26 protein-coding genes and 2 pseudogenes are annotated in these 26,415 nt (G+C 37.4%); 10 read left to right on the top strand and 18 right to left on the bottom strand.

What is annotated here, in order from left to right; all coding sequences use genetic code 11:
* Positions 1–22 precede the first annotated feature (22 nt).
* Entirely contained in the window at positions 23–124 is a 102-nt protein-coding gene (locus MKY78_RS01370; RefSeq protein ID WP_339215613.1) for a YjcZ family sporulation protein, read from the bottom strand.
* A 132-nt stretch (positions 125–256) separates the two neighbouring features.
* Complete coding sequence (locus MKY78_RS01365) at positions 257–700, bottom strand: DUF2512 family protein (RefSeq protein WP_339215611.1); 444 nt, start codon at positions 698–700, stop codon at positions 257–259.
* Positions 701–817: 117 nt separating this feature from the next.
* Between MKY78_RS01365 and MKY78_RS01360 the strand changes: the two are divergent.
* The 3 genes and pseudogenes from MKY78_RS01360 to MKY78_RS01350 all read left to right on the top strand — a co-directional run bounded on the left by MKY78_RS01360 (position 818) and on the right by MKY78_RS01350 (position 3,420).
* A pseudogene (locus MKY78_RS01360) lies at positions 818–1,994 on the top strand (oligoribonuclease).
* A gap of 124 nt (positions 1,995–2,118) precedes the next feature.
* Positions 2,119–3,102 carry a ring-cleaving dioxygenase gene (locus MKY78_RS01355; RefSeq protein ID WP_339215609.1) on the top strand — a complete coding sequence of 328 codons (984 nt, stop codon included), beginning with the start codon at positions 2,119–2,121 and terminating at the stop codon, positions 3,100–3,102.
* A gap of 45 nt (positions 3,103–3,147) precedes the next feature.
* Complete coding sequence (locus MKY78_RS01350; protein ID WP_339215608.1) at positions 3,148–3,420, top strand: GNAT family N-acetyltransferase; 273 nt, start codon at positions 3,148–3,150, stop codon at positions 3,418–3,420.
* 53 nt (positions 3,421–3,473) lie between these two features.
* On the opposite strand, the gene MKY78_RS01345 is transcribed toward MKY78_RS01350, so the two are convergent.
* Positions 3,474–3,683, bottom strand: a complete 210-nt coding sequence (locus tag MKY78_RS01345) for a hypothetical protein (RefSeq protein WP_339215606.1) — start codon at positions 3,681–3,683, stop codon at positions 3,474–3,476.
* Positions 3,684–3,828: 145 nt separating this feature from the next.
* On the opposite strand from MKY78_RS01345, the gene MKY78_RS01340 reads away from it, so the two are divergent.
* Both MKY78_RS01340 and MKY78_RS01335 read left to right on the top strand, forming a co-directional pair.
* Complete coding sequence (locus tag MKY78_RS01340) at positions 3,829–4,491, top strand: DUF3889 domain-containing protein (RefSeq protein WP_339215605.1); 663 nt, start codon at positions 3,829–3,831, stop codon at positions 4,489–4,491.
* 133 nt (positions 4,492–4,624) lie between these two features.
* The gene (locus MKY78_RS01335) at positions 4,625–4,978 is read left to right on the top strand and encodes a DUF1360 domain-containing protein (protein ID WP_339215604.1); all 354 of its coding nucleotides are present in this window, start codon (positions 4,625–4,627) and stop codon (positions 4,976–4,978) included.
* Positions 4,979–5,244: 266 nt separating this feature from the next.
* Here MKY78_RS01335 and MKY78_RS01330 read toward each other — a convergent pair whose 3' ends face one another.
* From MKY78_RS01330 to MKY78_RS01320, 3 genes are all read right to left on the bottom strand, one after another.
* Entirely contained in the window at positions 5,245–6,819 is a 1,575-nt protein-coding gene (locus tag MKY78_RS01330; protein ID WP_339215602.1) for a flotillin family protein, read from the bottom strand.
* Positions 6,820–6,865: 46 nt separating this feature from the next.
* Entirely contained in the window at positions 6,866–7,402 is a 537-nt protein-coding gene (locus MKY78_RS01325) for a hypothetical protein (protein WP_339215600.1), read from the bottom strand.
* Positions 7,403–7,562: 160 nt separating this feature from the next.
* The gene (locus tag MKY78_RS01320) at positions 7,563–8,849 is read right to left on the bottom strand and encodes a S8 family peptidase (protein WP_339215598.1); all 1,287 of its coding nucleotides are present in this window, start codon (positions 8,847–8,849) and stop codon (positions 7,563–7,565) included.
* A 289-nt stretch (positions 8,850–9,138) separates the two neighbouring features.
* On the opposite strand from MKY78_RS01320, the gene MKY78_RS01315 reads away from it, so the two are divergent.
* Positions 9,139–9,387 (top strand): hypothetical protein, encoded by a 249-nt coding sequence (locus tag MKY78_RS01315; protein ID WP_339215596.1) that lies wholly within the window; start codon positions 9,139–9,141, stop codon positions 9,385–9,387.
* Between the two features lie 45 nt (positions 9,388–9,432).
* Here the strand turns inward: MKY78_RS01315 and qoxD are convergent, their stop codons facing one another.
* The 4 genes from qoxD to qoxA form a co-directional block, all read right to left on the bottom strand.
* On the bottom strand, positions 9,433–9,717 hold the full coding sequence (qoxD, locus tag MKY78_RS01310; protein ID WP_186870127.1) for a cytochrome aa3 quinol oxidase subunit IV: 285 nt from the start codon (positions 9,715–9,717) through the stop codon (positions 9,433–9,435).
* Positions 9,718–9,719: 2 nt separating this feature from the next.
* The gene (locus MKY78_RS01305) at positions 9,720–10,316 is read right to left on the bottom strand and encodes a cytochrome (ubi)quinol oxidase subunit III (RefSeq protein WP_339215594.1); all 597 of its coding nucleotides are present in this window, start codon (positions 10,314–10,316) and stop codon (positions 9,720–9,722) included.
* Entirely contained in the window at positions 10,316–12,262 is a 1,947-nt protein-coding gene (gene qoxB, locus MKY78_RS01300) for a cytochrome aa3 quinol oxidase subunit I (RefSeq protein WP_339215593.1), read from the bottom strand. The genes MKY78_RS01305 and qoxB overlap by 1 nt, the downstream gene beginning before the upstream one ends.
* Positions 12,263–12,324: 62 nt before the next feature.
* Positions 12,325–13,257: a cytochrome aa3 quinol oxidase subunit II gene (gene qoxA, locus MKY78_RS01295; protein ID WP_339215592.1), complete on the bottom strand. Its 933-nt coding sequence runs from the start codon at positions 13,255–13,257 to the stop codon at positions 12,325–12,327.
* Between the two features lie 399 nt (positions 13,258–13,656).
* On the opposite strand from qoxA, the gene MKY78_RS01290 reads away from it, so the two are divergent.
* Positions 13,657–15,231: an IS1182 family transposase gene (locus MKY78_RS01290; RefSeq protein WP_339212999.1), complete on the top strand. Its 1,575-nt coding sequence runs from the start codon at positions 13,657–13,659 to the stop codon at positions 15,229–15,231.
* Between the two features lie 249 nt (positions 15,232–15,480).
* Here the strand turns inward: MKY78_RS01290 and MKY78_RS01285 are convergent, their stop codons facing one another.
* The 4 genes from MKY78_RS01285 to MKY78_RS01270 all read right to left on the bottom strand — a co-directional run bounded on the left by MKY78_RS01285 (position 15,481) and on the right by MKY78_RS01270 (position 17,985).
* Entirely contained in the window at positions 15,481–15,612 is a 132-nt protein-coding gene (locus tag MKY78_RS01285) for a YjcZ family sporulation protein (protein ID WP_186870131.1), read from the bottom strand.
* A 158-nt stretch (positions 15,613–15,770) separates the two neighbouring features.
* Positions 15,771–16,550: a DUF2268 domain-containing protein gene (locus MKY78_RS01280; RefSeq protein ID WP_339215590.1), complete on the bottom strand. Its 780-nt coding sequence runs from the start codon at positions 16,548–16,550 to the stop codon at positions 15,771–15,773.
* A 65-nt stretch (positions 16,551–16,615) separates the two neighbouring features.
* Positions 16,616–17,071 carry an Hsp20/alpha crystallin family protein gene (locus MKY78_RS01275; protein WP_339215588.1) on the bottom strand — a complete coding sequence of 152 codons (456 nt, stop codon included), beginning with the start codon at positions 17,069–17,071 and terminating at the stop codon, positions 16,616–16,618.
* Positions 17,072–17,169: 98 nt separating this feature from the next.
* Positions 17,170–17,985 (bottom strand): alpha/beta hydrolase, encoded by an 816-nt coding sequence (locus MKY78_RS01270; RefSeq protein ID WP_339215587.1) that lies wholly within the window; start codon positions 17,983–17,985, stop codon positions 17,170–17,172.
* Positions 17,986–18,199: 214 nt separating this feature from the next.
* On the opposite strand from MKY78_RS01270, the gene MKY78_RS01265 reads away from it, so the two are divergent.
* Positions 18,200–19,402 (top strand): S8 family peptidase, encoded by a 1,203-nt coding sequence (locus MKY78_RS01265; protein ID WP_339215586.1) that lies wholly within the window; start codon positions 18,200–18,202, stop codon positions 19,400–19,402.
* A 64-nt stretch (positions 19,403–19,466) separates the two neighbouring features.
* Here the strand turns inward: MKY78_RS01265 and MKY78_RS01260 are convergent.
* Positions 19,467–21,046 (bottom strand): annotated as a pseudogene (locus MKY78_RS01260) (BCCT family transporter).
* 167 nt (positions 21,047–21,213) lie between these two features.
* On the opposite strand from MKY78_RS01260, the gene coaW reads away from it, so the two are divergent.
* Positions 21,214–22,017, top strand: coding sequence for a type II pantothenate kinase (gene coaW / locus MKY78_RS01255; protein ID WP_339215585.1), 804 nt, complete (start codon positions 21,214–21,216; stop codon positions 22,015–22,017).
* A 111-nt stretch (positions 22,018–22,128) separates the two neighbouring features.
* Here coaW and MKY78_RS01250 read toward each other — a convergent pair whose 3' ends face one another.
* Positions 22,129–23,379: a DNA polymerase IV gene (locus MKY78_RS01250; RefSeq protein ID WP_339217786.1), complete on the bottom strand. Its 1,251-nt coding sequence runs from the start codon at positions 23,377–23,379 to the stop codon at positions 22,129–22,131.
* Between the two features lie 162 nt (positions 23,380–23,541).
* On the opposite strand from MKY78_RS01250, the gene MKY78_RS01245 reads away from it, so the two are divergent.
* Positions 23,542–23,907, top strand: a complete 366-nt coding sequence (locus tag MKY78_RS01245) for a hypothetical protein (RefSeq protein WP_339215583.1) — start codon at positions 23,542–23,544, stop codon at positions 23,905–23,907.
* A 42-nt stretch (positions 23,908–23,949) separates the two neighbouring features.
* Here the strand turns inward: MKY78_RS01245 and MKY78_RS01240 are convergent, their stop codons facing one another.
* Together MKY78_RS01240 and MKY78_RS01235 are read right to left on the bottom strand one after the other, a co-directional pair.
* Entirely contained in the window at positions 23,950–24,414 is a 465-nt protein-coding gene (locus tag MKY78_RS01240; RefSeq protein WP_339215581.1) for a hypothetical protein, read from the bottom strand.
* A gap of 123 nt (positions 24,415–24,537) precedes the next feature.
* Complete coding sequence (locus MKY78_RS01235) at positions 24,538–26,133, bottom strand: amidohydrolase (protein WP_339215579.1); 1,596 nt, start codon at positions 26,131–26,133, stop codon at positions 24,538–24,540.
* Between the last annotated feature and the right edge of the window lie 282 nt (positions 26,134–26,415).

Below are 26,415 nucleotides of genomic sequence, written 5' to 3'. Positions count from 1 at the left end.
AAACAACGTATCAGGTTCATTCTTAGTATCCACCACCAACATAGGCAGAACCTACAATAATTAATAAAATGAATAGAACTACAATTAACGCAAAGTTATTCCCATAGCCTCCATTATACCCCATACTTACATTCCCTCCTTTATCTTTATTCAATGCTATCCTATGGAATTTCGTTTTAACGAGCGTGGACATTTATGACAAGGATAGGAGAAATGTGCTTTGTAATCATTTAATGAGACTTCACGAGGAATGTAACTATTGATGATTATCATCAGGATCGTCTAACTCTTTACTAAATTCTGTTTGCATGCCAGTAAACGTTCTTATATTCTGTGGTGAAGATCTGTTTTTGGCGTGAAATATATTGTCCTTTAAATAACGGTGATAGAAAACCTCACCAATAGCTATGCCAATTGCTGAGATTAATGCGGCATCAGTCAAGAAAGTGCTATCTTCGGTTAACCATAGTCCTAGTACATAGATGCCAACAAATGATAAGCCAAAATCACCAATAGTTGCCCAAAAGTTACGGACGCTAGGTAAGATGAAAATATCTCCTAAAAATGCCAATGTACTTATTATAATACTGATAATCAATATGTTCATGAGGCTTACATGATAAATTAATCCTAAAACAATCCATAGTATTGCTGTGGTCAATACAAGTTTTATGATAAAGGGTTTCAAATAATAGTTCATCCATTTATCCTCCTAACATCATTTGGTACTAATTTTCCCTTGTTCTATTTTTTCATTCTTTCTCAACTATCTATAATTTTGAACAGGTTAAAGCATACTACCATCGAGGTGATACAAATGTACAAACTACTTTCCCATAATGATTTAGATGGTGTCAGTTGTGGTATTCTAGCCAAGCTTGCCTTTGGTAAACAAGTACAGGTCAGGTTTAACTCCGTAGGGGGATTGGATAGGGAAGTAGCTTGGTTTCTAGATAGCGAGAATAAGGACACCTATTTGTTTATAACAGACCTATCAGTTAATGAGGAAAATGAAAAGCGGTTAGAACAGTTTTATCAAAGCGGCGGAAAGCTTCGATTAATTGATCATCATAAAACAGCATTACATTTTAATGCTTATAACTGGGGACATGTCGTAGTAGAAAACGAAGATGGTAATTTGAACTCTGCTACTTCTTTATTCTATGAGTTTTTGGTAAAGGAAGGCTATCTTGAAGCGAAGCCAGCAATTGATGAATTTGTCGAATTGGTAAGGCAATTATGATACGTGGGAATGGGAAAAGAATGAAAACCATGAGGCACATCGTTTAAATGCATTATTTTATTTAGTTTCAATAGATGAATTTGAAGAAAAAATGATGGAACGTCTACAAGACAATGAACATTTCTTTTTTGATGATTTTGAAAAGAAGATACTCGTCATGGAAGACGATAAAATAGAGCGGTATATTCGCAGAAAGAGAAGAGAACTGATCCAGCATAAGATTGGAGACCACTATGCAGGAGTTGTATTTGCTGAATCCTATCATTCAGAACTTGGTAATGAATTAGGAAAAGGCTGTCCCCATCTAGATTATATCGCAATTGTAAATATCGGTAGTCGAAGAAAGGGGTTTCGTACCATCCATGATCATATTGATGTAGCGGAGATTGCATCTGAATATGGAGGTGGTGGACATGCAAAAGCTTCTGGTTGTACGATGACAGAGGCAGTATATCGATCATTTGTGGAGGAGACATTCCAGCTGGAGCCTTTAAGGGAGGATGCCAAAAGAAATCGTTATAATGTAAAAGGAAATTCCTTTGGCACACTCTATAGTAGTAAATCGGAGTCATTATATCTCTTATACCAAGAGAATGATACGTGGTTTATAGAACATAATCATCAAAAACTCTCTGAATCCTTTTCGAATTTTATCGATGCTGAGAGCTATTTAAAACGAAATTATGAGGCCTGGTTAGTAAGGGATGATCAATTTGTTCATTACTTAATTGAAAAAGTTAAACGTTCATAGTGTAAGAATAACCAAAGAGAAACAGTTAATTGACACGATGTATGATGTATGGTACATTTATTTTTAATTAAAGATATTTTAATTAAAGTTATATTAGTTCGAGGTATAAGTGAGGGGAATAGTAATGAATCAGTTAAAAGGTATCCACCATGTAACAGCTATTACGAGTAGTGCAGAAGAAAATTATAAGTTTTTTACGTATGTATTAGGTATGCGCTTAGTGAAAAAAACGGTTAACCAAGATGATATTCGTACGTATCACTTGTTTTTTGCAGATGATAAGGGGAGTGCTGGAACAGATATGACGTTCTTCGATTTCCCTGGTATTCCAAAAGGTGTTCATGGAACAGATGAAATATATAAAACATCGTTTCGCGTTCCAACAGATGAAGCTTTAACGTATTGGGTGAAACGTTTTGACCGTTTGGGAGTAAAACATAAAGGGATACAAGAACAATTTGGGAAGAAGCATCTATCATTTGTTGATTTCGATGATCAGCATTATCAGCTAATTTCTGATGAACATAATGTTGGCGTAGAATCAGGCACACCTTGGCAAAAGGGACCTATCCCGTTAGAATATGCGATTACTGGTTTAGGGCCAATTTTTGTTCGAGTAGCTAACTTTGATTATTTTAAAGAAATGTTAGAGAAGGTACTTTTATTTAAAGAAATTGGTAGTGAAGGTGCTTTTCACTTGTTTGAAGTTGGCGAAGGAGGAAACGGTGCCCAAGTAGTAGTGGAATACAATCCGATCCTTCCTCGAGCACGTCAAGGCTATGGAACGGTTCACCATACGGCTTTTCGTGTCGATGATCGTTCGGAGTTAGATGCTTGGATGAATCGTGTTCATAGCTTTGGCTTCCAGTCGTCAGGTTTTGTTGACCGATTCTTCTTTGGTTCATTGTATGTAAATGTTGCACCGCAAATATTGTTTGAGTTTGCGACAGATGGCCCAGGCTTTATGGGCGATGAACCATACGAAACATTAGGGGAGAAATTATCTCTACCACCTTTCTTTGAGTCAAAGCGAGAAGAAATTGAGAAATTAGTAAGACCTATCGATACGGTTAGGAGTACCATTGATTTTGAAAAGGAGTATGAATAATCGTATAATTAAACCTATCAAACAAATAGGTGAAAGGGTGTAATCATGGCAGAAATAAAACATGGTCAGAGCAAATTATATATCGGTGAAAATGAAGATATGCCTAAGGCAGAAATAACATTTCAAAAAGACACTAATTCAAATTTGATTGTTGATCATACGTTTGTTTCAGACGAGCTTAGGGGGCAAGGCATAGCAGGCCAACTTGTTGAAGCAATAGTAAATTATGCTAAGCAGGAAGGCGTTAAGCTTGTACCAGAATGTTCTTATGCTAAGCGTTATATTGAGAAGCATAATTTGCATGATATACTAGCCTAAGGAGATAAGAATGTAGCGGCAAAAACTGGTAACAGTTTAACGCTACACTCTTTTTAATGCAAAATAGTGAGATTGTGTTCTACTAATGTCATGACAATTCTTTCCTTCGAAATAACTTTATCATCAAATTCTACCTTTACTTCACCATCACTTGTATCGACTAAAACTCTTTCGACTCCATGTAATGGATTTAAAATTTGTTCCACTTTATCTATACCTTGTTTGGATATAGCCTCTTTAATATAGAATGTTTGTTCACTCATTTTCAATTCCTCCTTCTAATTTAATATTTCCCATATATGTAACAGGCCAACCATCTAGTTTCATATCCTTGTATTATAGGTGATTGTATGACAGGACGTTTAGCTATAACGTGATTGATAAATTTGCACGAGGGAGAGATTCGAGATGTATTATTACAATCCATATATGAATCAAAGTTCACATATGCATCAATACACACAGTATCCCTATCTGTACTATCCGCATTCCACAGCAAGAGCTAATCAATTTGACTATGTTGAAGCGTATAACCGTCAACAGGTAATCCACGGGCAAGCTACTTGGACAACTGGTGGTCAAGTAACAAAATGTGGTATTCCTTGGTCCACGAATAACTATATGACGGTAGCTGTAGGGGATAATTCACCATATCAATGTGGCGAAGCAATAAAGGTTCGAAATCCAGCTAATGGTAGAGAGGTTATTGTTACTATCGTTGATGAAGTAAGAGGATTTCCGAATAATCGTATTAATTTACATCGACGAGTTTTTGAAACATTAAGTGTGAATATAGGTCAAGGTACTCTAAATGTGGAAATAATTCCCTCTCCTGAGTTAGAAGAAGAAAGATGGGGGAAATATTTATTAGAACTTGTACAAATAGCATATCGGGGATTTGATGTATCAGATTATCGAGCTATTAGTAAAACCGAAATATCCGCAAATAGAATAAAAGAGACATTTGATTTTGAACTACATCGTTCTGAAGAGCAACTGAAGATACGAGGAAATGTGGTTTATAATCCGGAAACAGACCGAGTATTATCCTTTAATTTGGCTGAAGTTTAGTTATTTCTTGGAATTAGGTGTTTAGTGGTGTCACGTCACACTAGGAATCAATATAATATTTTATATTAAGCTATTTTATTCGTAATCCTCCCCTAATTCAGCTCATTAAGAAAGAAATAGGAGGATAAAAAACATGATTAATGGCTGGTTAGATTTTTTAATCATATCATTAGCATCATTTCGACTAACCCGATTGATAGTTTTTGATAAAATTACTAGTTTCTTACGCAAACCGTTCCATGAAGAGATAAAAGAAATAGATTCAGATGGAAATGAGATTACTTATATTGAAATAAAAGGGAAAGGATTACGTAATTGGTTTGGCGAGTTGCTAAGCTGTTATTGGTGTACGGGTATTTGGGCTGCAGCAATACTTTTGGGATTATTATATGTTTGGCCAACTGGTAGTGAGATATTAGTATTAATACTTGCGGTAGCGGGTGCTGCAAGTATTATAGAGTCCATTGTACAGCGACTTGCAGAATGACTTTTAAGTGAAGGAGGACCAATATAAATGAAAAAACAAAATAAGGTAGAGAATACGTCCTCTCCTAAACCACAACGAAAAAGAGCAAAGAAAACATGTGGTTGTGGTAGAAGAAGAAAAACAGCAAGAGTATAAAAGTAAAAGGGTTCAGTTTTGGCGTGTAAATAAAAATTTCTTGTATTCATGAAAATGCCCCCATACGACCTGAACAGTTGTATGGGGGTAATCTTAGTTTTTAATAGAAAAGCTTCTTGAGAAGTATTATCCTAATTAGAAACTTCTTCCTCGACTTTATCTACGGATTTCTTAGATGGATTATCTGTTTCAGTTAGTTCAAAAGAGAGTCCATCTCGATCAACATTAGTCAGTTTATTAGTACCGACTAATCCCTCTAGTAGTTCCTTAACATCAATACCAGAGGATGCTTTAAGGGTTTCTTGTAATGATGCCATTAAGTCTGTAGCATAGCCTGTAACTTTGTTTGCACCACCATCTTTACCATTTCCACCAGTATCAACAACGGTAATCTTATCAATGTTTCCTAGTGGACTAGCAATCTCTTTCGCATATTCAGGAAGCATACGGATAACCATGTCAAGAATCGCCGCTTGACCGTATTGTTCAAATGCTTCGGCAATTTTTCGTTTAGCCTCTGCTTCTGCAAGACCTTTAAGACGAATAACATCTGCTTCTGATTCACCTTGTGCACGTTGCGCTTCTGCTTTAGCTAAACCATCTACGCGAACTTTTTCTGCATCTGCTTTCGCTTGAGATTCGATTCTGTATTGATTAGCATCAGCTGCTGCGATTTGTTTAGCCTTCTCAGCGATTGCTGCCTGCTCAACTGCATAACGGTCCGCATCTGCTTTTTTCTTAACTTCTGAATCATATTGTTTTTCTCTACGAAGAATCTCTTTCTCTTCTAGTTCAATTTGCTTCTGACGTTCGATAATTCTGATTTGCATTTCTTGCTCTGTTACTTCTTGTTGTGCACGAGCTGTTTCTAAATCATATGCTTGGTCTGCACGTGCTTTAGCTATATCTTGTTCACGTCGATATTCTGCTGTTTTTAATTGATTTTCTTTTTCTGCTTCTGCAATTTCAGTTGCACGTTCTAGTTCAGCTTTTTTCGCTTCTTTAGAGGCCTCTGCTTGTTTGATACGGGTTTCTTTCTCTGCATCTGCAGTAGCAATATCTGCATCACGCTTTACTTGTGCGATACGTGGTTTACCTAATGATTCTAAGTATCCATTTTTGTCTCGAACATCTTTGATTGTGAAGGAAACGATGTTTAATCCCATTTTAGCTAAATCTTGAGATGCAACGCGTTGTACCTCTTGAGAGAATTTTTCACGGTTTTTATAGATTTCTTCTACAGTCATGGATCCAAGGATGGAACGTAAATGTCCTTCTAGGACTTCTTTGGCTTCATTTTCTCGATCTTCTTTTGTCTTGCCTAAAAACTGTTCTGCAGCAGTAGCAATTTCATTAATCGTTCCACCAATTTTTATAATAGCGGTACCATCAGCCATAACGGGCACACCTTGCTCCGTATAGACTTCAGGGGTAGTAACATCTATTTTACTTGATAATAGACTTAGTTGCTCTGCTTGTTGGAATACTGGAAGTACAAAAGTACCGCCACCACGAATGATTTTGATTTTGTTTCCAGATTCATCTGTATGTACCGTTTTCCCATTTCCTAAATAACTACCCGTAACGATAAGTGCTTCGTCTGGACCAGCTGTACGGTACTTCTTAATAAATACTCCGATAAGTGCAATGACAAGAAAGACAGCTATTGCAATAATAATCGTCATTCCGTTAACTAATTCATCCATTAACGTTCCTCCTAAAATTTATTTAACACGGATATTCCGTATTAGACTAAGACAACTCGGATTCTAAATCATATGGGACGACATATAAAACGCGCTCTTTACTATTCAGTATTAATACTTCGGTTCCTTCTGGGATAGGTGTGTTTTCATAGCTTGCCGCAGGTCTTGTAATCATGCCACCTTTACCATCAATTACAACCTCTCCAAATCCATCTTCTGGTATGGAGATGATAATTTTTCCTACTCGTCCTTTAAGTGATTCCTCTGTTAAAACTAATGATTCTTCGGCTGATGCAAGCGGAATTAATACGAAGAAATTCAATAATACGTCCATAATTAATGCGAAGCTTATAGAGATTAGGAGTATTACTAAACTTGGGAAAGATGTTACTAATTCCAGAACATAACCAGATGAAGAAAGGAAAACAAAAAAGGCTAATATAAGAGTGGGATTAAGGAAGGGTATTCCCTCACTAACAGCATCTAACACGTCCCCAAAAAAGATATAAAGAACAATTAGACATCCAGATATGATAAGTGTTGTTAAATAAATGGTTTGGATATCAACTCCAAATAATGTCATATGCATCATCCTATCTGTAGATTTAAAACTCCGATTACCTATTATACGTTATTATTGTATCGCAGGTTTCACAAAATACAAACAATTTTTAATAAAAAAGGTATCTGCTAATTAGTTATGCTTGCAGATACCTAAGGGTAGTTCAGATAGAAGGGAGGGGTTAATGTAGTAGGTTTACTGCATTCAAGTATCCGTATCCTTGAACAGTAGGTGGTTGTCCCATATCAGTGCACGCCATAAGTAACTTATTCTTTACTTGATCTGGGGTAAGGTAGGGTTCTTTTTGAAGTAATTGTGCAACGACTCCAGCACATATCGGTGTCGCCATAGAGGTACCAGATAGGGAAAAATAGTTTGAACCAACTCTAGCAAATCGATTAGCCCGGTCCAGGTAAGATCCAGGCGCCCTAAGTGATACGATATTAACACCTGGTAGTACTAAATCAGGTTTTATAAAATTATCGATGGTTGGTCCTCGACTTGAAAATTCAGCTACAGTGTCGTCCGACCGATCTATTGTGTTATTGTCATTAGTTGCACCTACGGTAATGACTGCAGGACTTATTCCAGGGCTAGCTATTGTACCATTTCTGGGACCGGAGTTTCCTGCTGCTACACAAACGACAATTCCATTTTCCCATGCTCTTTCAACTGCTTGCACTACTGGATCATCACTAGCTGATTCAATTGCCTCTGAGCCTAGAGAGAGGGAAATGATATCTATGTTGTATTGCTCTTTGTTTTGCGTACACCATTGAATGCCTTGAATTACAGTTGATAAAGATCCGGCACCTCTCTTATCGAGCACCTTTACACCAACCAGTTTAGCTTCGGGTGCGGGTGCTATATATTTTCTATCGATGGAGGATAAGCCGTTTCCTGCCGCATCACCAGCACAGTGGGTACCATGTCCGTTATCATCATAGGGCTCTGTTTTGCCACCAATTAGGTCTACAAAACCCGTAATGCGATCCTTTATATCATCGTGTGGATGTATACCGGTGTCGATGATAGCTATCGTCTTACCAAGCCCGGTATATTCTGATTGGTGAAGTGTATTTGATCCAATTGTCGGGGTAACTACATCTAGTAGTGCTGTGAATTCTCGGTCATGATATACCTTTTTAATCGCTTTACAATTATCAAGTAATTGTTCCAGGTTGTTTAAGGACATTTTTGCTGAACAGCAAGTAATCATAGGAAATTCTTTGAGATTTTTGCAACTGGTGGTTTTTATTTCCCTCATCCCGTGATCATACGATTGGGGTTCAAATTCAATTACGACGGAGTAATTTTTATATTTCTTCAGGTTATTCTCAAGTGGCTTGTGCAGAATAGTAGGGATAGAACGGAATGGTTGATAAAAATTCAGTAAGGTTTCTCGTAATGTTTGGTCTATTTTTCTTTCGTTTCGTTTAACCAATTGGGAAATAGAGTAATTTATCAAAATAGTTCACTCCTTTTCGATAAGATGAATTTCACAATAGAATATGTACAACTTGTGAAGAAGGAGTGAGCTATTTGTACAAACAATAAGTAAAAAAGGCGATTCTCTTAACTTCAAAAGATAAGGAAATACAAGCTCAAAGCGGTATAGCACCTGATGTTCAGAGATTAGCCTCACCTTCTACGAGAGATTAATAGTAGCTACTACTGGTTGTCCCAGAGCTTTTTAAAAATAAATTTGACAAATTTGTGAACGATGTGAATAATATAAGATAGAAGGGGGATTTATTATGATAAATTCTGCGAAAGTTGTAAGAGCGATTAGTATTCTTTGTGGGACATTAATTACAATAGGTGTCATTTCGTTTCTGTATGGATTTTTTGGAAGCGGTTACGAATGGTTAACAGGAGTTGGATTAGGTGTTGTAATGGGCGGCGTATTTATTTTTATTATGGGTATATTCCTAGTTGCTACGGAAGAAGTAGTGGAGAAAAATAAGCAGAAGCATCCTCATAAAAAAGAAGAAGCCCTGTCATAAGACAGAGCTTCTTTTCTTTTTAGCTTTACGCTTCTAACACTTCTCTTACATATAACCCCAAATTAATGTTAACAATGTCCCAAATATGGTCACTAATGCAATCGCAATTCCATAATAAACATTGGTATAGATCATATTCTTATCTTCAGATTCCCCAGCGTGCATAAAGAATACTAATTGGAGCGCAGCTTGGGTAAATGCTGTTATTAATAGTATCGTCATACCAACTTCAAATGACATGTCAAGGAAGTAAACAGTTAGCGCAACAGCAGTAAGGATTAAGGAAAAGACAAAGCCTATCACTTGTTTTGCTGGAAATAATTCTTTCATGTTTACATCATTCCTTTCAAATAGATGAAGCTAAAGATGAAAATCCAAACTACATCTAGAAAATGCCAATAAAGGGAAAAGATAAACGACTTGTTGGTTGTTTCCGGTGTGAAACCACGCTTTTTAATTTGGAGAAGGATGAATAATCCCCAAAATAAACCGAACGTAACGTGGGCACCGTGTGTCCCTAATGTTGTTAATAGAATCGCTGTAAATGCACTTGTTTGAAGGGTTGCCCCAACATGGTAATAATGAATAAACTCGTAAATTTCAACACTTAAGAATGATAATCCTAGTAACAGGGTAATAGCTAAAAATGTAATGGTTGCTTTTTTATTATTGATACGCATGGCATGTGTTGCAAGACCAATTGTAAAACTACTAGTTAATAGAATAATGGTTTCCATTAATACAGGCGTGATTTCAAAAATGTCAGCACCAGATGGACCATTACCAACACCGTTTTCTAAAGTGAAGTACGATGCGAACAGTGTACCAAATAACATGATTTCAGCACCTAAGAATATCCAAAAACCTAAGATATTCATTTGGTTCTGATGTGTACCATATTCAAGAGGTTGCGAGTGATCGATTTTCATTATTTAGCACCTCCGTATTTATTTTCTGTTTCTTTAATTTCTTCTTCAGGAATATAGTGACCATGATCAATTTCGAATGATCGATAAGCCATGGTACCAAGAATTCCTAGTAGTGCAATAATGACACCAATCCAAATGCTAAAGACAAAGGAGAATCCGAGTATAAAGAATAATCCCGCCATAATGATTGGCAATCCACTATTATTCGGCATATGAATTTTCGTGATTTTATCTTTAAATAAGGTATGGCCGTTTTTCTTCGAATCCCAGAATGCTTCTGATGAGTTAACGACTGGTGTTACAGCAAAGTTATACTCCGGAACTGGGTTAGGAGTTGCCCATTCAAGTGAACGTGCATTCCATGGATCTTGCCCTACATTTCTTGGTGCGTTACGGAAGCTATAGTATACGTTGTATACAATAAGCACGAATGCAATCGCCATTAATCCTGCACCAAAGAAGGAAAGTAAGTTTAATGGACCAAATCCAGCTGCTTCAGAGTACGTGTACATACGGCGTGCTTGACCGTCTAGTCCTGTAATGTACATTGGGAAGAATGCGAAACAGAAACCAATAGATAGGAACCAGAAGCCCCATTTTCCGATTCGTTCGTTAAGCATAAATCCGAACATCTTCGGCCACCAGTAGGTAAGACCAGCTAACATCGCAAATACGACACCAGGAATAATCACGTTATGGAAGTGAGCAACTAGGAACATCGTATTATGATATTGGTAGTCTGCACTTGCAATAGCAAGCATAACACCAGTTACTCCACCAATTGTGAATAATGGAATGAACCCTAAAGAATAAAGCATTGGAACGGTGAAACGAATTTTACCTTTCCACATAGTTAATAGCCAGTTAAAGATTTTTATCCCTGTTGGAACGGCAATCGCCATAGTTGTAATAGAGAAAATACTATTTACCATTGCTCCATGTCCCATGGTAAAGAAATGGTGAACCCAAACTAAGAATGATAAGAATGAGATAATGACCATTGAACCGACCATTGATTTGTAACCGTAAAGATTACGTTGTGAGAAAGTAGAAATAATCTCACTATAAATACCAAAGGCAGGGAGTATCAAGATATATACTTCAGGGTGCCCCCATACCCAGAATAGGTTGGCCCATAGCATATCCATACCACCATTTGTTGATGCAAAGAAATGTGTACCGAACTGACGATCAAAGGTACCCATTAATAGTGCTATTGTTAGTACCGGGAAAGCAAAAACAATAATGACGTTTGTGATTAATGCAGACCAAGTAAACATCGGCATTTTCATCAGTTTCATGCCAGGTGCTCTCATTTTCAATATGGTTACGATAAAGTTAATCCCTGTCATTAACGTACCAATACCCGAAATTTGCAGAGACCACATGTAGTAGTTAACACCTACTGATTCACTATAGTCGGTACCTGCAAGTGGGAAATAATTCGTCCAACCTGCATCTGGAGAACCACCGACAACAAAGGAGATGTTAAACAGCATTGCTCCTGCAAAATATAACCAGAAACTGATCGCATTTAGACGTGGGAATGCAACGTCACGTGCACCAATTTGTAGTGGTACAACAAAGTTCATTAAACCAATAACAAATGCCATTGCCATGAAGAAAATCATGACAACACCATGTGTTGTAAATACTTCATTATAGTGCTGTGCATCTAGAAATGTATTATCTGGAACCGCAGTTTGCAGACGCATCATGACAGCATCTGCTCCACCACGGAATAGCATTAATAATGCAGAAATCATGTACATAATACCGATTCGTTTATGGTCAACAGTGGTTAACCATTCACGCCACAAGTAACCCCATTTTTTAAAGTACGTAATACCAACAACAATGGCAATTAGTGTTAATCCAATTGCAACCATTGATGCATAGATTAATGGGCTTGGATGGGGGACGGCAAATCGATCAAAAAATTCCATTATGTTAACTCCTCTCGAGAATTTCTGTTTAGTTTCATACAATTAACTCATTAATTTATCTTTTAGTGATTGGAATGGTCTTCGTGATTTTCATGATTTTCATGATTTTCGTGTTCTTCATGATCATCATGGTCATCACTGGAGCCTTGATGATGTTGATGACCTGCATGCTCACCTTCAGGAGCTGGGTTAAATTCTAAATGCGTACCCGTAAAGGTCATTTGTCCAAGATGTCCAGGTTCTAATAATTCATCGAACTTCTCTTCAGTTAGAGGTTCAGCGGTTGAATGGATGTCTTCAACCCATTTATCAAACTCACTTGGAGATAACGCCGTCGCAGTAAATGTATTTTCAGCAAATCCTTTTCCACTAAAGTTGGAATTACGACCTGGGTAATCTCCTGGGACCTCGGCTACAATATTAATCTTTGTAACCATATCTGCCATGGCATATTTTTGCCCGGCAAGCTGTGGAATCCAGAAGCTTGTAATTGGTCCATAGGAATACAAACGGAATTCTACTGGACGATGCGTTGGTAAAATGACATAATTTAATGTCTCAATATCTTGTTCTGGATAGCTAAAATGCCATTTCCAGTTAGATGAAGCAGCATAGATAATCATCGGTTCTTGATTCTCATAACCTTCTGGAACACTTTCTACTTCATAGGTTGATTTTACCGACACTATAGAAAGGAAAATAACGATTAATACGGGAATCCCGATAATAAGCCCTTCTACAATTGGATTTCCTTCAATATGAGGAGGCTCATAATCCTCTGATTGCTTACTCGCTCGATATTTAAATAGCATGATGACTAGCATTGCAATAACTACAATAACAATTACTGCCATAGTAAAAATGGATAACCATATTACATTAGCTGTTGTTTCTGCTTGTGGTCCTTTTGGATCTAGAACTAATAATGGTTCACAGCCAGCTAATAGTGTTGTGATCAATATAGCAAATGAAATAAATGCCAATTTGATTTTCATTTTTCTTGCTCCTTTCTAGCTAGTTAACTGTTCATAAAATGGACAAATTTGTGTTTTTATTCACAAAGTGCTGCAACCATATCTTATTACGCTGTAATAAATATTACAATGGATTGAGAAATACTTCACAAAAAGTTCAAGAAGATTTGTCTTTTTCATGGAGGTAATGGATTAAATTGGTTGAATTAGTAATTTGAGGGGGAGAGGCGGTATATATTTCTAGCTAAACAAAAAGAGGCTGGGACAAAACCCCAGTAAATAATTAAAAACGTAGCGCTAACCATTTAAAATGGTAAGTGCTACGTCTTTTTTAATATTCTTACTCTTTTTAGTAAACAAAAAGGACACCCTCTGATAAAATTAAAGTAACCACACAATAACCTATCAGGAGGTATCCCTATGTTCAAACATTATACCATGAATCAAGTTGTTTTGCCGATAGATTTAGAAATGAAATTACAAGAAAATGATGTTGCTTACGCTGTTAATGATGTGGTGGAGAGTATTCCAGCCGAAGCATTTGATTTCTTTTTACGTGAGACTGGTTATCCAGCATATCACCCTCGAATGATGATGAAAATTATTCTTTGTGCTTACACGCAATCTGTTTTTTCTGGCAGGAAGATAGAGAGCTTACTTACAGACAGTATCCGTATGATGTGGCTTGCCCAAGGTTATGAACCGAGTTATCGTACCATCAATCGTTTCCGTGTTCATCCAGAAGTAAAAGAATTACTACGTCAATGCTTCGTACAATTTCGCTGTCAATTGGTTCAAGAAAAATTAATTGAAGAAGAAGCAATATTTATCGACGGAACGAAAATTGAAGCGAATGCCAATAAGTTTACCTTCGTTTGGCGAAAATCGGTGGAAAAATATAGTGCTAATTTGGTGGAAAAGTCTAACCAAATGTATGATGAGTTATTAAAAAAAGAAATTATTCCAGAGATAGAACGGGAAAGTTCCGATGAACTTTCTACAAAAGAGCTTAAAAATCTAGTGGAAAAGTTAGATGAAAAGGTAGAAGAATTTGATAAGAAGATTGAATCAACCGAAGAGGTAAGCCTACGTAAACAGCTTCGCTCTGAACGTAAGGTACCTAAGCAATATCGTAAGCATTTTAAGGATTACCTGGAGCGAAAACAAAACTATCAAAATGACATGGAAATCTTTGGAGAACGAAATAGTTATTCGAAGACAGATCACGATGCCACGTTTATGCGTATGAAAGATGATTATATGAAGAATGGGCAACTGAAGGCAGGTTATAATGTGCAACTTGCGACAGAAGGACAGTATGCCCTCGCCTATGATGTCTTTCCAAATCCAACAGATACACGCACGTTCATTCCTTTTCTAGATACGATTGAGAAAAGCTTTTTCAAGTTGCCAAAATATATTGTCGCTGATGCAGGTTATGGTAGTGAACAAAATTATGAGGATGTCATGAATCAACGAGAACGCACGCCGCTCGTTACCTTTAATCAATATCGAACGGAGAAGAAAAAGAAAGTTAAGAATGATCCTTTCAACATAGCCAATTGGCAATATAGCGAAGAAGAGGATTCATTTACTTGTCCAAATAATAAAACACTACCATTCCGATACACTTCCACCCGAACTGACAAATACGGTTTTACACGTACGTTCAAAGTTTATGAATGTGAAGACTGTACTGGTTGTCCATTACGTTCCTTGTGTACAAAAGCAAAGGATGGAAACAATCGAAAAGTTTTCTACAACGAGAAATGGGAACAGCAAAAAGAATACATAAGAGAGCAGCTTTCGAATCAAGAAACTGGTGAAATCTATGGGAAACGTAAAATTGACGTAGAGCCAGTCTTCGGATTTTTGAAGGCTAATTTGCGCTTCACTCGAATGTCAGTGAGGGGCAAATCCAAAGTAGAAAATGAATTAGGATTTGCGTTAATGGCGGTGAATCTAAGGAAGTACACCGCCTCTAAAGCGAGTTAACTTAAAAAAAATGACAATAGCCTAATGAAAATGGTTCCAATCATCCAAAAACGATGATCGGAACCATTTTTTTATTATTCTTGGCTAGTTATGTCCCAGCCCCTTTATTCGCTATATTTTAACAATTGGCCCACCTCATGGCCATTAAACTTAGAAGAAATATAGTCTTTCGTTTATAAACCTAAACCTTAACTACCTGGACGGGGATCAGATCCCCGCCTAATTGTAGTCTAGAAGGTATTTCCTTTATTATAGCCAAGCAGCACCTACGATGATTAGAAGAATAAATAGCACGACAATCAGCGCAAAACCACCGCCGTAGCCATATCCTCCGCCGTAGCCGTAACCGCCGCCATAACCACAACCGTATCCGAATGACATTCTACATCCCTCCTAACGTACTTTTTCAATTTATCTAAGGATATCTCCTTAGTTAAAAACACTATTTATTTAGTGTTTGTTAATACTATATGAAAGCTCATTCTTTTTGTTTGGGATAGATACCTAGATATTAGGTAAACATTTTATTTGCCTATATGTTAGTTATCCAGTACAAATTCTTCAGATGGAACACGGATTAATTCTCTGCTTAATCTACCATTTTTTCTAATATATTGTTTAACCAAATAATATCCTACGCAATATCCAATCATATTTGGATAATTGCTTTTTCCATATAACAGTTGGATAGCCTTCCGGGAGGTCTTTGGTAAATCCTTATTTGGAAGTATTATTTCGTACCATAGATCCTCTAATTCTGAATCAGAGTAATAGGAAGTCCATGGGGCTAACGGCTCTCTACCAAATCTTTCATAAACTGCACTTTCTGCTAATCCTTCTAGAACAATAACATCTAATAACGAATAGTCTTCATCATTTTTTTGATCGTGTAATAGTCTACAAGCATGATGGTATTCATGGGTAAATAGAGCTTTTACTTCTTCTATTGTCGTTTTAGTAGATATAAATAAAAATAGTTTATCTTGAAATGCAAGGCCGGTTCTTCCATTATAATGTTCGCTAATTTTACGATTGTAAGAATTAGAAGGGAAAATAAATATTGGCAAGTTTGGACCTTCCCAGTCTTGTTTTAGATATCGTTCCTCTTGTTTCACTATTTCCCATATTTTATTATGTTGAAGTTTCTTTAATAAATCTTCCCATTCTGGCTCTGGTTTTTGATACATCCCATTCTGTATTAGGATGTTAGCAATCCCTTTAGGATATAAATGGTCAAAGTAAGGAGAAAGCTTCTGGAATATCAGCTCTGGTGTGTTATATGACTTCTCGAGCCATTTATCTGTTCGTATGACGGACAAATTCTTCACTCCTCTTGTACAAACAAAAGGACTCGACTATCTCTAGTGCCGAATCCAAGTAATGATTATGAATCTTCAATTTCGATAAACCTATGATCCGTTTTTTGTTTGGGAATGGTTATATTCAACCTATCCTTATTAAACGAAGCTTTGATGTCCTTTTTCGGTATGTCAAATGGTAATGATATAACGCGTTCTTTCTTAGAATAACGTTGTTGGGTTTCCCTGTACTGTTTTTTTGTATCTTTTTGATCCGTCATTTGATAATCCTGTACAGCTATTCGAATTCGGTTACCTGCCACTTCGATCTCTATTTGGTCTTTGTTGTAGCCTTTAAGATCCGCTTCAATGGTGAAGTGGGTATTATGTTCCTTTACATCAAGCCAGAATGGATTAAAGTGAAAGTGTTCATTCATTTGTTTAAAGGAATGATTAAAGAAGGAATCTAAGTTTCTCATAAAATCGTGTAATGGGGTCATATCAATATCGAAGCGGCTAGGTAAATTCCTTCGCGATGCCATAGACATCCCCCCATGCTTTTAAATTATCTACTATCAGATTATGCAATTTTAAATAAAGGTAGTGGGCTTTTATAGGGAAATACTGTTTCTATTTGCATTCACTCCTCTGTAAAAGAAATAATTTGCTCATATAGTTGTTGTGGTTTTTCTTCTGTAATTAAATGCCCTGCCTTTTCATAAACAATCAGCTTAGCGTTCGGTATATCTTGGGTGAGTTTTTTACCTATCGCAAGTGGTACGACCCTATCTTCTTTTCCCCAGAGAAGTAGTGTAGGAGTCTGTATTTTGTTTAATTGTTCTGTACATAAATCTCCCTCGCGATGACGTAATAATCGAATTAATGATTTAGGGAAATTCTTATCTTGAAGCGGTCTACCATATTCCTCTATTTGGTCAGCAGTAATTAAGGAATGATTATAGAAGACATTCTTTAAATTTCGTACTACACTTTGTGAATTAATCTTTCGCCTTGCGATGACATGAGAGAAAGGGAGATAGGAGCTATAGATTAGGTAACTTTTCGCTCGAGGCAAGTACCCAGAGCTCCCGAATAAAATGAGCTTCTTCACGCGACTTGGATTCATTTTTGCAGTGTATAACGCAATTTGTCCCCCCATTGAATGACCAGCAATATGTGCTTCTTTAATCTGAAAATAATCTAAACATTGAAGCACAAGACTGGCATAGTTTTTAAATGAATACGTAAACGTAGTAGATTTTTCGCTTTTACCAAATCCGGGTAAATCTAATGTAATTACCGAGTAATTTTGTGCGAGTAGTGGTTTTAAACGATTAAATGTATAAGACGAAGCCACAAACCCATGAATGAGTACGATAGTTGGTTTATTATGAATTACAGATTCACAATAAATGGTCGTGTCTAGAAGGTTGATAAAATCCTTTGTAAATTCCATTTGTAATTAACTTCACCACCATCTTGAGTCTATTTTTAGTATGAACAATTTGGTGAAAAAGTTTTATGCATATTTTATTACTTTTTAGTCATAAAGACCTGCAACTTAGAATCTATATTCCCTTCAGTTTCCCAACTTTTTTAGTAAGGAGTACTTAAAATGAGACGTCTATTCTCGAAGTATACTTTATCGTACATTCGAGAGGAGGAGTTTCATGAGAAAATCTTGGTTAGGTAGTATTGTTATTGCGGTGTTTGTTTTACTATTTCCTATGGTGGGAAGTGCAGAGGCAGATGATGGGAATTTAGAGAAGGTTACGAATAGCACTCAAGCTTCCTCTAGTGGGGAGTATGTGAAGGATGAGGTAATTGTAAAGTTTAAAGACCATGTTACGGAAAATCAGAAAATCAGTGTACTAGAAATGGTGAATGCTAAAGTGAAAGCAGATGTGAATGCAGTAAGATCGCCTTTTTCAGTACTGGAGGTAGAGAGTGTAGAGGCTGTTGTAAAGGCTTTAAGTGAGCATCCAGATGTTGAGTATGCAGAGCCCAACTACATTCTATCAGCGGCTTGGACACCAGATGATCCGTATTTTAGCCCTATTTACCAGTATGGCTTATTTAACACCAATGTGCATCTAGCATGGGATGTTGCTCGTGGAAGCTCCAATCAAGAGATAGCCGTATTAGATACTGGTGTAGATTATAATCATCCTGATTTAGCTGGGAAAGTTATTCGAGGGTATGATTTTGTGCAAAATGATTGGAACCCGAGTGATCAAAATGGTCATGGTACTCATGTAGCTGGTATTGCTGCAGCAGGGACGAACAATGGGATAGGAATAGCAGGTATGGCACCTAATACGAAAATACTAGCAGTTCGTGTACTAGATGCTAGTGGAAATGGAACGTTAGCTAATATTGCCGATGGTATTATTTATGCAACAGATGCTGGGGCAGAGGTGATTAACCTTTCTCTTGGATGTGACTGTCATACTCAAACCTTACAAAATGCCGTGAATTATGCCTGGAATAACGGTGTTGTTCTGGTAGCTGCTGCTGGAAATTCAGGTGTTAGCACGACATTTGAACCAGCTTCCTATTCTAATGTAATAGCTGTTGGTGCAACCGATTCAAGAAATGTTAAGGCAAACTTTTCAAACTGGGGAACATGGGTAGATGTAATGGCTCCGGGTGTTGATATTGCCTCTACTTATCCAGGTAATCGCTATGTCTATATGTCAGGTACTTCCATGGCAGCGCCACATGTTGCTGGTCAAGCAGCATTACTTACTGGTCAAGGAAGAAATAACACGCAAGTTCGAGCTGCTATTCAGAATACAGCCGTTTATATGAATGGTGTTGGAAGAGATGTACGTTATGGACTAATCGATGTGAATGCTTCCGTTCGTTATTAATTGAATTAACTTTTAAAGGTGAAAAATAGAAAGTAGAGGAAGTCCTCGTTTCTTCCTCTACTTTTTATTTATCTTTTTTCTGTATGGTTCTACGATCTATATAAATTGTAGGAGAACGATATTCCTTTGATGCGCGTAAATCACTTCCGCAAGCTTTTACAAAGGATATGGCAAGTAAAAGCATAATAAACATGACGGGAAAGCCTGCTACAATACTAGCGGTCTGTAGTGCTTCTAAATCGCCGATGAACATGAGTACAAGAGGTAGGATTAATAATGTGAAAGCCCAAAATAAACGATTCCATCGCAATGCTTCCCCGCCAGGTACATGCTTTTGTACTACTGCAGCTAATATATAGGAAGCAGAGTCGAAGGTCGTGGATAGAAAGATAATCGCCAATATGGTAAATAGTAGTACAATGAATCCCGAAATAGGTAATTGATTTAAAGTAGCAATAATTGCTGCTGGTGCCCCAAATGCATTCATATGACCAATTACATCAAAGGAACCAGATAATTGTAAGTATAATCCGAAGTTCCCTAGGATTCCAAAGAACATAATACAGCCCAGTGTTCCATAAATTAGCGTTCCTAATATCATTTCTTTAATTGTTCTCCCATAAGAAATTCTTGCTACAAACAATCCTACAAATGGAGCGTAAACAACCCACCATGCCCAGTAAAATACAGTCCATGTCTCTGGAAACCTTGTTTCAGGATATGCTTCAAATGCTGCTAACGGTTCTAACCAAGTTGCCATATGAAAGAAATTGTCCATAAGAATACCTAAGCTGGTAAAGGTAGATTCGCTTATAAATACGGTAGGACCAAAAACGAAGATAAACACGAGAATGAAAATGGCAAGCCATAGATTAATATCACTTAATATTTTTATTCCTTTATTTAATCCAGAGTAGGCACTTATTGCAAAAATTAACGTGCATAGGACCATGATACCTGCTTGTAAGAAGAGGGTAACTGGCCTGTAATATGGCTAACACCTTCTGCGATCATTGGTGTTCCTAGAGCGAGTGTTGTACCTGCACCACCTAATAGTCCAAAGATAAAGAGAATATCAATTAGTACTCCTACTGGACCATCTGCGAGCTTGCCAATAACAGGCTTGGTGGCCAAACTTATTTTTAGTACTGGATTTTTCCTCACATAATAGAAATAAGCAATTGGTAGGGCTGGGAGTGTATAGATTGCCCAAGCAATCGGACCCCAGTGGAAAATTCCATAGGTCGCGGCTAATTCTATCGCTTCCTTTGTCATTGGCTCTACACCAAAGGGCGGACCTTGATAATAATAAGCCCATTCAATCATTCCCCAGTATAAAATACTAGAGCCTATTCCAGCAGAAAAGAGCATTGCTGCCCACGAAAAAGATCCAAACTCCTTTTCTGTTCCTCGTTTTCCTAATTTGATTTTCCCATACTTACTGAAGGCAATATATAACATAAAGATTAAAGCGAATAGACCTAGGGCTAGAAAGAGGACACCAAATTTTCCAGTAATATAGTTATTAATGATGTTAATGACATTTGCTCCTGCTTCTGGAAAGATAATTAATGGTAGTGAAACACTTAGCAAAATAATTAGTGCTCCAATAAAAGTAGGCCAGTCAATCAGTTTTGTGTTCATATAGACATTCCTTCCTAAATTGCTTTCTATTTCATTAATCTGTTCTAAATTCTAATTTTCATTATGGCTATATAGATGGACAACTGCCTGTCAATTTTTGGCTTTTCTTTTTGCACGCGTTCGTGTAAATTGAAGGTAATTTAGGACAAGGAGGAGAATACAAGTTGGTGAATAAAATTGGTATAGATGCTGGAGGTTCACTAGTCAAGCTTGCTTATCATGACCATGGGAAAATACATATTAAAACCTTTTCTAGTCTGGATATAGATGCAGTATTGGAGTGGTTGTCAATCTTGTCTCCTAATGCGAGTCTGTTTGTAACAGGTGGTAAAGCGAACTCCTTTACAAAATTTCCTTCTTTTAACTGTCATTTGGTTGATGAGTTTCAAGCAGTTACGAGAGGAGCTTCTTATCTGTTAAAAGAAAAAGCTATTAATCATGAGGAATACATTTTAGTTAACATTGGGACAGGAACCTCCATTTTTCATGTTACCCATAACTCTTTTGAACGTGTTCTAGGTAGTGGTATCGGTGGTGGAACTTTGATGGGTTTAGGTTATCTAATTACCCGGAATAATGATTTTCAAACCTTCACTACGATGGCTAGTAATGGTGATTCTCGAAAAAGCGATTTGCTAGTACGAGATATTTATGACCCGGAAGAACCTCCTATATATGGGGACTTAACAGCTGCCAATTTAGGGAAAGCACATTTAAATAAAGATGTTACAGAAAATGATCATCTTGCGAGTGTAATGCGAATGATAGGGGAGACCATTTTATTATTAGCTACTCAAGTTGCGACGGCAAAACAAATTAAACAAATCGTATTTGTAGGTGGTACTGTTACGAATAATCCTTCATTGAAGGAAGTTTTTGTTCAATTTCGTGACATGATGTCCTATGAGCCAGTTTTTCTAGAAAAAGGTACTCATACTGGAGCAATTGGTGCATTGTTAGAAAACGAATAAATCTTAAGATGGTTCACTTCGCAGATAGGGATATACATATCTATCTCGTCAGGCATGAGAAAAAAAACTAACGCATTTGCTCGGGAAAGAGCAAATGCGTTAGTTTTCCTGTTAAGCGTAATGACCACCAATTTTTTTACTACGGTCTAGTGTAACTCCAGCATCGGTAAAGCTACTAGCTCGGAGGAGGGCAGTTGTACCATGTTTTTCACGAATAGCATCCATGACATAGCCAATATCATTTTTTTTGGAGCGATTCTCAAATAAATCTAGTTGTGTTTCGGCTTTATCATATAAGTTATCTAACGTGACATAAACATGGCGAATTGTACTATGACCGTCATAAAATTCCTTGAAAAGCAGCATACAAATATGGTACATATCCATCGTGATATTAGTCGGAATAGGGATAGACCTAGAGCGTGAGAAACCACCGTCGGTTTCCTTAGAATAGGCTATTCCAAGATGAATAGTTTTACCGACTTTGCCAGCCGTTCTGGTTCTACGACAAACCTCTTCACAAAGATCTAAAATACAAACCGCAACTTCATCTTTCGTATAATCTCGTAAAAGAGCAATCCCGTGACCAAAGCCTTTTTGCTCGTGCTTAACAAAATCCCCAAATACTGGACTTAAATCAATCCCCCATGCATGCCAATAAAGCTGTTCTCCCATTACACCAAACCGCTTTTTAATACGATTCAAGTCAAATTTTGCAAGCTGTCCAAGGGTGACAATCCCCATACGATTGAGGTTGCGCTTCATTCTACTCCCAATTCCCCATATTTTTTCCACAGGATGTGGCCAAAGCTTTTCCTCTACATCCTCATACCGGCATTCTACTATACCGACTTTTTTAGCGTGTAAATCCATGACAACCTTCGCTAAAAATTTATTATCGCCAATTCCAATGGAGCACGTAATGCCAAAACTATCGAGAATGTCTTGTTTAATTTGATTGGCAATCTCCCATGGATTCCCAAATAGCTTCTCTAATCCATCAAGTGTTACCCATACCTCATCGACAGAGTATTGATGGATGGCCTCTTTTGGAGCGTATTGGTTTATTAGCCTAGTGATTTCCACCGAAACTTGAAGATAATCAGCCATATGTGCTGGAACAATATGAATAGCAGGGTCATTCGGTAATTCAAAAAAACGACTCACATTGCTAATTCCGTATTTTGCTTTGAGAGCAGGTGAAGCGGCAAGTACAATACTTCCGGATCTATTTGGATCCCCAACAACAGCAAGCATTGTGGTCATTGGGTCAAGTTTTAATTTAACAGCTTCCACACTAGCATAGAACGATCGCATATCAATACATAGTACATTGTGACGTGGAAAAGTAGAATAATCTATTTGCATTACATTTCACCACCAATAAGAACGTTTGTTCTTATTATATGCTGCTGGAAATAGATTATCAATGGAAAAAAATTCATAATCCAAACGTGGGCTAGACAATTTCCTTATTTTCTTCTTCAGCATATAGTGTTATATAGGAATTGAGGAGGGGATAGCTTGTATTATTGGTATCCAGTTTATTATTATCTACCACATTCTTATCTATTTAGGAATTATTATCGCCAGTTTCCTGAAGTGGACCCTGGTTTATTATATGATTCTGCAAATGAAACAAAGAAATTAATGAAAGAAGTAAGTATGGTTTTGGATCGCTTTGCATCATCAAAGGAGTTTGATGAGCAGGTTATGACTGCTGCACAAGAATCCAATGTAGAGGAAGTTAGACGGTTAATCCAAAGTATTGGAATCACTGCGGATGTAGATATTCAAGTAAATCCAGACGGTTTGCGATTAGATTTTGTATCCATGATTAATGATACAAAGTGCTGTAGATTAACGGTAGCATTGAGATGGAATGAATAAAATTAATAAATGAGGCCAGGAGCATATGCAGACCATGCATATCTACTGCATCGGAAATATGCGATGCAACTTTGCGTGAAAAATAAGGATGCCCGCGCGAAATGGAGAAAGAGTCGCGCGAGAAATAAGTCCCCGCGCGGCCGGAGTAAGTTTGGCGCGAGAAAGGTGAAAAATCGCGCGACAATAGAAAGAAATCGCGCGACCCGGAAGGAAAATCGCGCGACAATAAGAAGAAATCGCGCGACAGAAGCAACCTCGCGCGAAAAATAAGGATGCCCGCGCGAAAAAGAGAAAGAGTCGCGCGAAAAAGAAGTGCTCGCGCGGCCGGAGTAAGTTTGGCGCGAGAAAGGTGAAAAATCGCGCGGCAATAGAAAGAAATCGCGCGACAATAAGAAGAAATCGCGCGACAGAAGGAATCTCGCGCGAAAAATAAGGATGCCCGCGCGAAATGGAGGAAAAGTCGCGCGAAAAATAAGTTCCCGCGCGGCCGAAGTAAGTTTCGCGCAAAGGTAAAACCCCGCGCGACAGATAGTAATGTCCTCTAAGTACCTGGAACGTCTAGAGGATTGGTATATTTCCTATCTAGTGTTGATACGTTTGGGTCTTTAGCCTCATCTATTAAAACTGAAGTTATTTTTCGTATTTGATTTCTCCACCAATAATCGTCATTTCAATTTCAGTATTTAATAATTCATCAGGATTTTCCATTTCGAACGGATTATTAGAAAGAACCGTCATATCCGCAAGTTTTCCTCTAGAAATAGTTCCTTTTAATATTTCCTCACTTGTTGCATAAGCTGTAAATTCGGTAAATAACCGAAAGGCATCAATCATAGATAGCTTTTCTTTAGCATTCCATCCATCATGTGTTTCACCTGGTAATTTTCGCGTAACGGCAGCGTGAATACCGAGTAATGGATCAACTGGTTCAACTGGAGAGTCTGAGCCACCAGCACAAATAACACCATAATCCATCAATGTCTTCCATACATAGGATGTTTCGGAACGGCTCTTACCAAGTCTTTCTATAACCCATGGAAAGTCACTAGCTACAAATCTAGGCTGAATATCAGCAATGCGGCTTGGATGTATTAAACGATTAATTAATTCTTGATTAAGCACTTGTACGTGAATAAGTCTGTCGCGATGACTAACGGTAGGAAATTGATCTAAGACATCTAGAACATTTACCAATGCTTGATCACCAATCGTATGTACGGCAATAGGCATCGATAATTCACGCGACCTCCTAACAATATCTGTTAGGGCTTCTTGATCAAGCATTGCCTCTCCATAATGACCTGGGGCATCATGGTAAGGTTCAGATAGTAGTGCTGTTCTTCGTCCAAAGGCCCCATCAGCAAATATTTTAACGGCACCAATTTGCAGTGTTTCATTTCCATAACCAGTATATATACCAGAGGCCTTCAAATCATCAAGAAAGTCATGATTAATTAAAAGGTTCGTCCGGAGTCCAAGCTTCTCTTGATTTAATAAGGTATCATAAATTGTATATGTTTGCTGTAAGCCACCGAGAAAGAGTGGGTCATTTGTATGAACACTAGTTAACCCTTTTTGAATAGCAAATTGAATAGCCTTCCGCATCGCCTGGACTAGTTCCGCATAAGATTTTTGTGGGATGTGCTGTTTAAAGAGTTCCGAAGCGGATTCAAGGATTAACCCAGTCGGTTTTCGAGAGGATTCGTCTAAGACAATAGTACCACCTTCTGGTATAGACATATGAGGGTGGTAGTTACTTAATTCAAAAGCTTTACTATTAGCGACAGCTGCATGTGTACAAATTCTAGTTAAAAAGAGTGGATTATGGGGAGCAACATAATCAAGCTCTTCAAGGGTAGGAATGGATCCATCCATAAATAGATTCTCATCCCAGCCACCACCAAGTAACCATTCATTAGGTGCTAACGTGTTAGCTTTCTCTTGAATTTTTTCCAACATTTCTGTTTTGGAGGTAATACCAGTAAGGTCTAAGTGCATAAATTGTTCAGCGATAAGTGACAAATGGAGATGACTATCCACTAACCCCGGTGTTACAGTCTTCCCACCAAGGTCAATAACTTCACACGTATGATTGTTCCATTGAAGTAATATGTCTGCTTCAGATCCCATAGCAATAAATCTCCCGTTCTCTACAACTACGGCTTGTACAATAGGTTTAATTGGATCTAATGTATAAAAGTTCCCATTAATAAATATTTTTCTCATAATCTTCCCCCTAAAAATGACTGATAAGTATATAGAAAATGACAAGTTTGAACGATATAAATATTAAGAACATCATACTAACTGCCATATTGGAAGTCAATTATGTTAAACCATTGAAATAGTAGCTATTTTTATGTAAATAGTTATATTTGAGAATTGTTGTAAATTGTCGAATCATAGCTTATTATAAAAAGTAGGGGATAGTATTTTATACATAACTAGTTAACGATTTTGAAAGAAGAGTTGTTTACTAATTGATCTATAAAATATGGGAGGAAAAGA

This window comes from Ornithinibacillus sp. FSL M8-0202, from assembly GCF_037975285.1.
Taxonomy (GTDB): domain Bacteria; phylum Bacillota; class Bacilli; order Bacillales; family Amphibacillaceae; genus Ornithinibacillus; species Ornithinibacillus massiliensis.
The sequence above is the reverse complement of the archived record's forward strand: the minus strand, read 5'-3'. Positions and strand labels throughout refer to the sequence as shown.

Coding starts and splice junctions, on each gene's coding strand:
- MKY78_RS01370 (WP_339215613.1), bottom strand. CDS start 124: ATGGGGTATAATGGAGGCTATGGGAATAACTTTGCGTTAATTGTAGTT.
- MKY78_RS01365 (WP_339215611.1), bottom strand. CDS start 700: ATGAACTATTATTTGAAACCCTTTATCATAAAACTTGTATTGACCACA.
- MKY78_RS01355 (WP_339215609.1), top strand. CDS start 2,119: ATGAATCAGTTAAAAGGTATCCACCATGTAACAGCTATTACGAGTAGT.
- MKY78_RS01350 (WP_339215608.1), top strand. CDS start 3,148: ATGGCAGAAATAAAACATGGTCAGAGCAAATTATATATCGGTGAAAAT.
- MKY78_RS01345 (WP_339215606.1), bottom strand. CDS start 3,683: ATGAGTGAACAAACATTCTATATTAAAGAGGCTATATCCAAACAAGGT.
- MKY78_RS01340 (WP_339215605.1), top strand. CDS start 3,829: ATGTATTATTACAATCCATATATGAATCAAAGTTCACATATGCATCAA.
- MKY78_RS01335 (WP_339215604.1), top strand. CDS start 4,625: ATGATTAATGGCTGGTTAGATTTTTTAATCATATCATTAGCATCATTT.
- MKY78_RS01330 (WP_339215602.1), bottom strand. CDS start 6,819: ATGGATGAATTAGTTAACGGAATGACGATTATTATTGCAATAGCTGTC.
- MKY78_RS01325 (WP_339215600.1), bottom strand. CDS start 7,402: ATGACATTATTTGGAGTTGATATCCAAACCATTTATTTAACAACACTT.
- MKY78_RS01315 (WP_339215596.1), top strand. CDS start 9,139: ATGATAAATTCTGCGAAAGTTGTAAGAGCGATTAGTATTCTTTGTGGG.
- qoxD (WP_186870127.1), bottom strand. CDS start 9,717: ATGAAAGAATTATTTCCAGCAAAACAAGTGATAGGCTTTGTCTTTTCC.
- MKY78_RS01305 (WP_339215594.1), bottom strand. CDS start 10,316: ATGAAAATCGATCACTCGCAACCTCTTGAATATGGTACACATCAGAAC.
- qoxB (WP_339215593.1), bottom strand. CDS start 12,262: ATGGAATTTTTTGATCGATTTGCCGTCCCCCATCCAAGCCCATTAATC.
- qoxA (WP_339215592.1), bottom strand. CDS start 13,257: ATGAAAATCAAATTGGCATTTATTTCATTTGCTATATTGATCACAACA.
- MKY78_RS01290 (WP_339212999.1), top strand. CDS start 13,657: ATGTTCAAACATTATACCATGAATCAAGTTGTTTTGCCGATAGATTTA.
- MKY78_RS01285 (WP_186870131.1), bottom strand. CDS start 15,612: ATGTCATTCGGATACGGTTGTGGTTATGGCGGCGGTTACGGCTACGGC.
- MKY78_RS01275 (WP_339215588.1), bottom strand. CDS start 17,071: ATGGCATCGCGAAGGAATTTACCTAGCCGCTTCGATATTGATATGACC.
- MKY78_RS01270 (WP_339215587.1), bottom strand. CDS start 17,985: ATGGAATTTACAAAGGATTTTATCAACCTTCTAGACACGACCATTTAT.
- MKY78_RS01265 (WP_339215586.1), top strand. CDS start 18,200: ATGAGAAAATCTTGGTTAGGTAGTATTGTTATTGCGGTGTTTGTTTTA.
- MKY78_RS01235 (WP_339215579.1), bottom strand. CDS start 26,133: ATGAGAAAAATATTTATTAATGGGAACTTTTATACATTAGATCCAATT.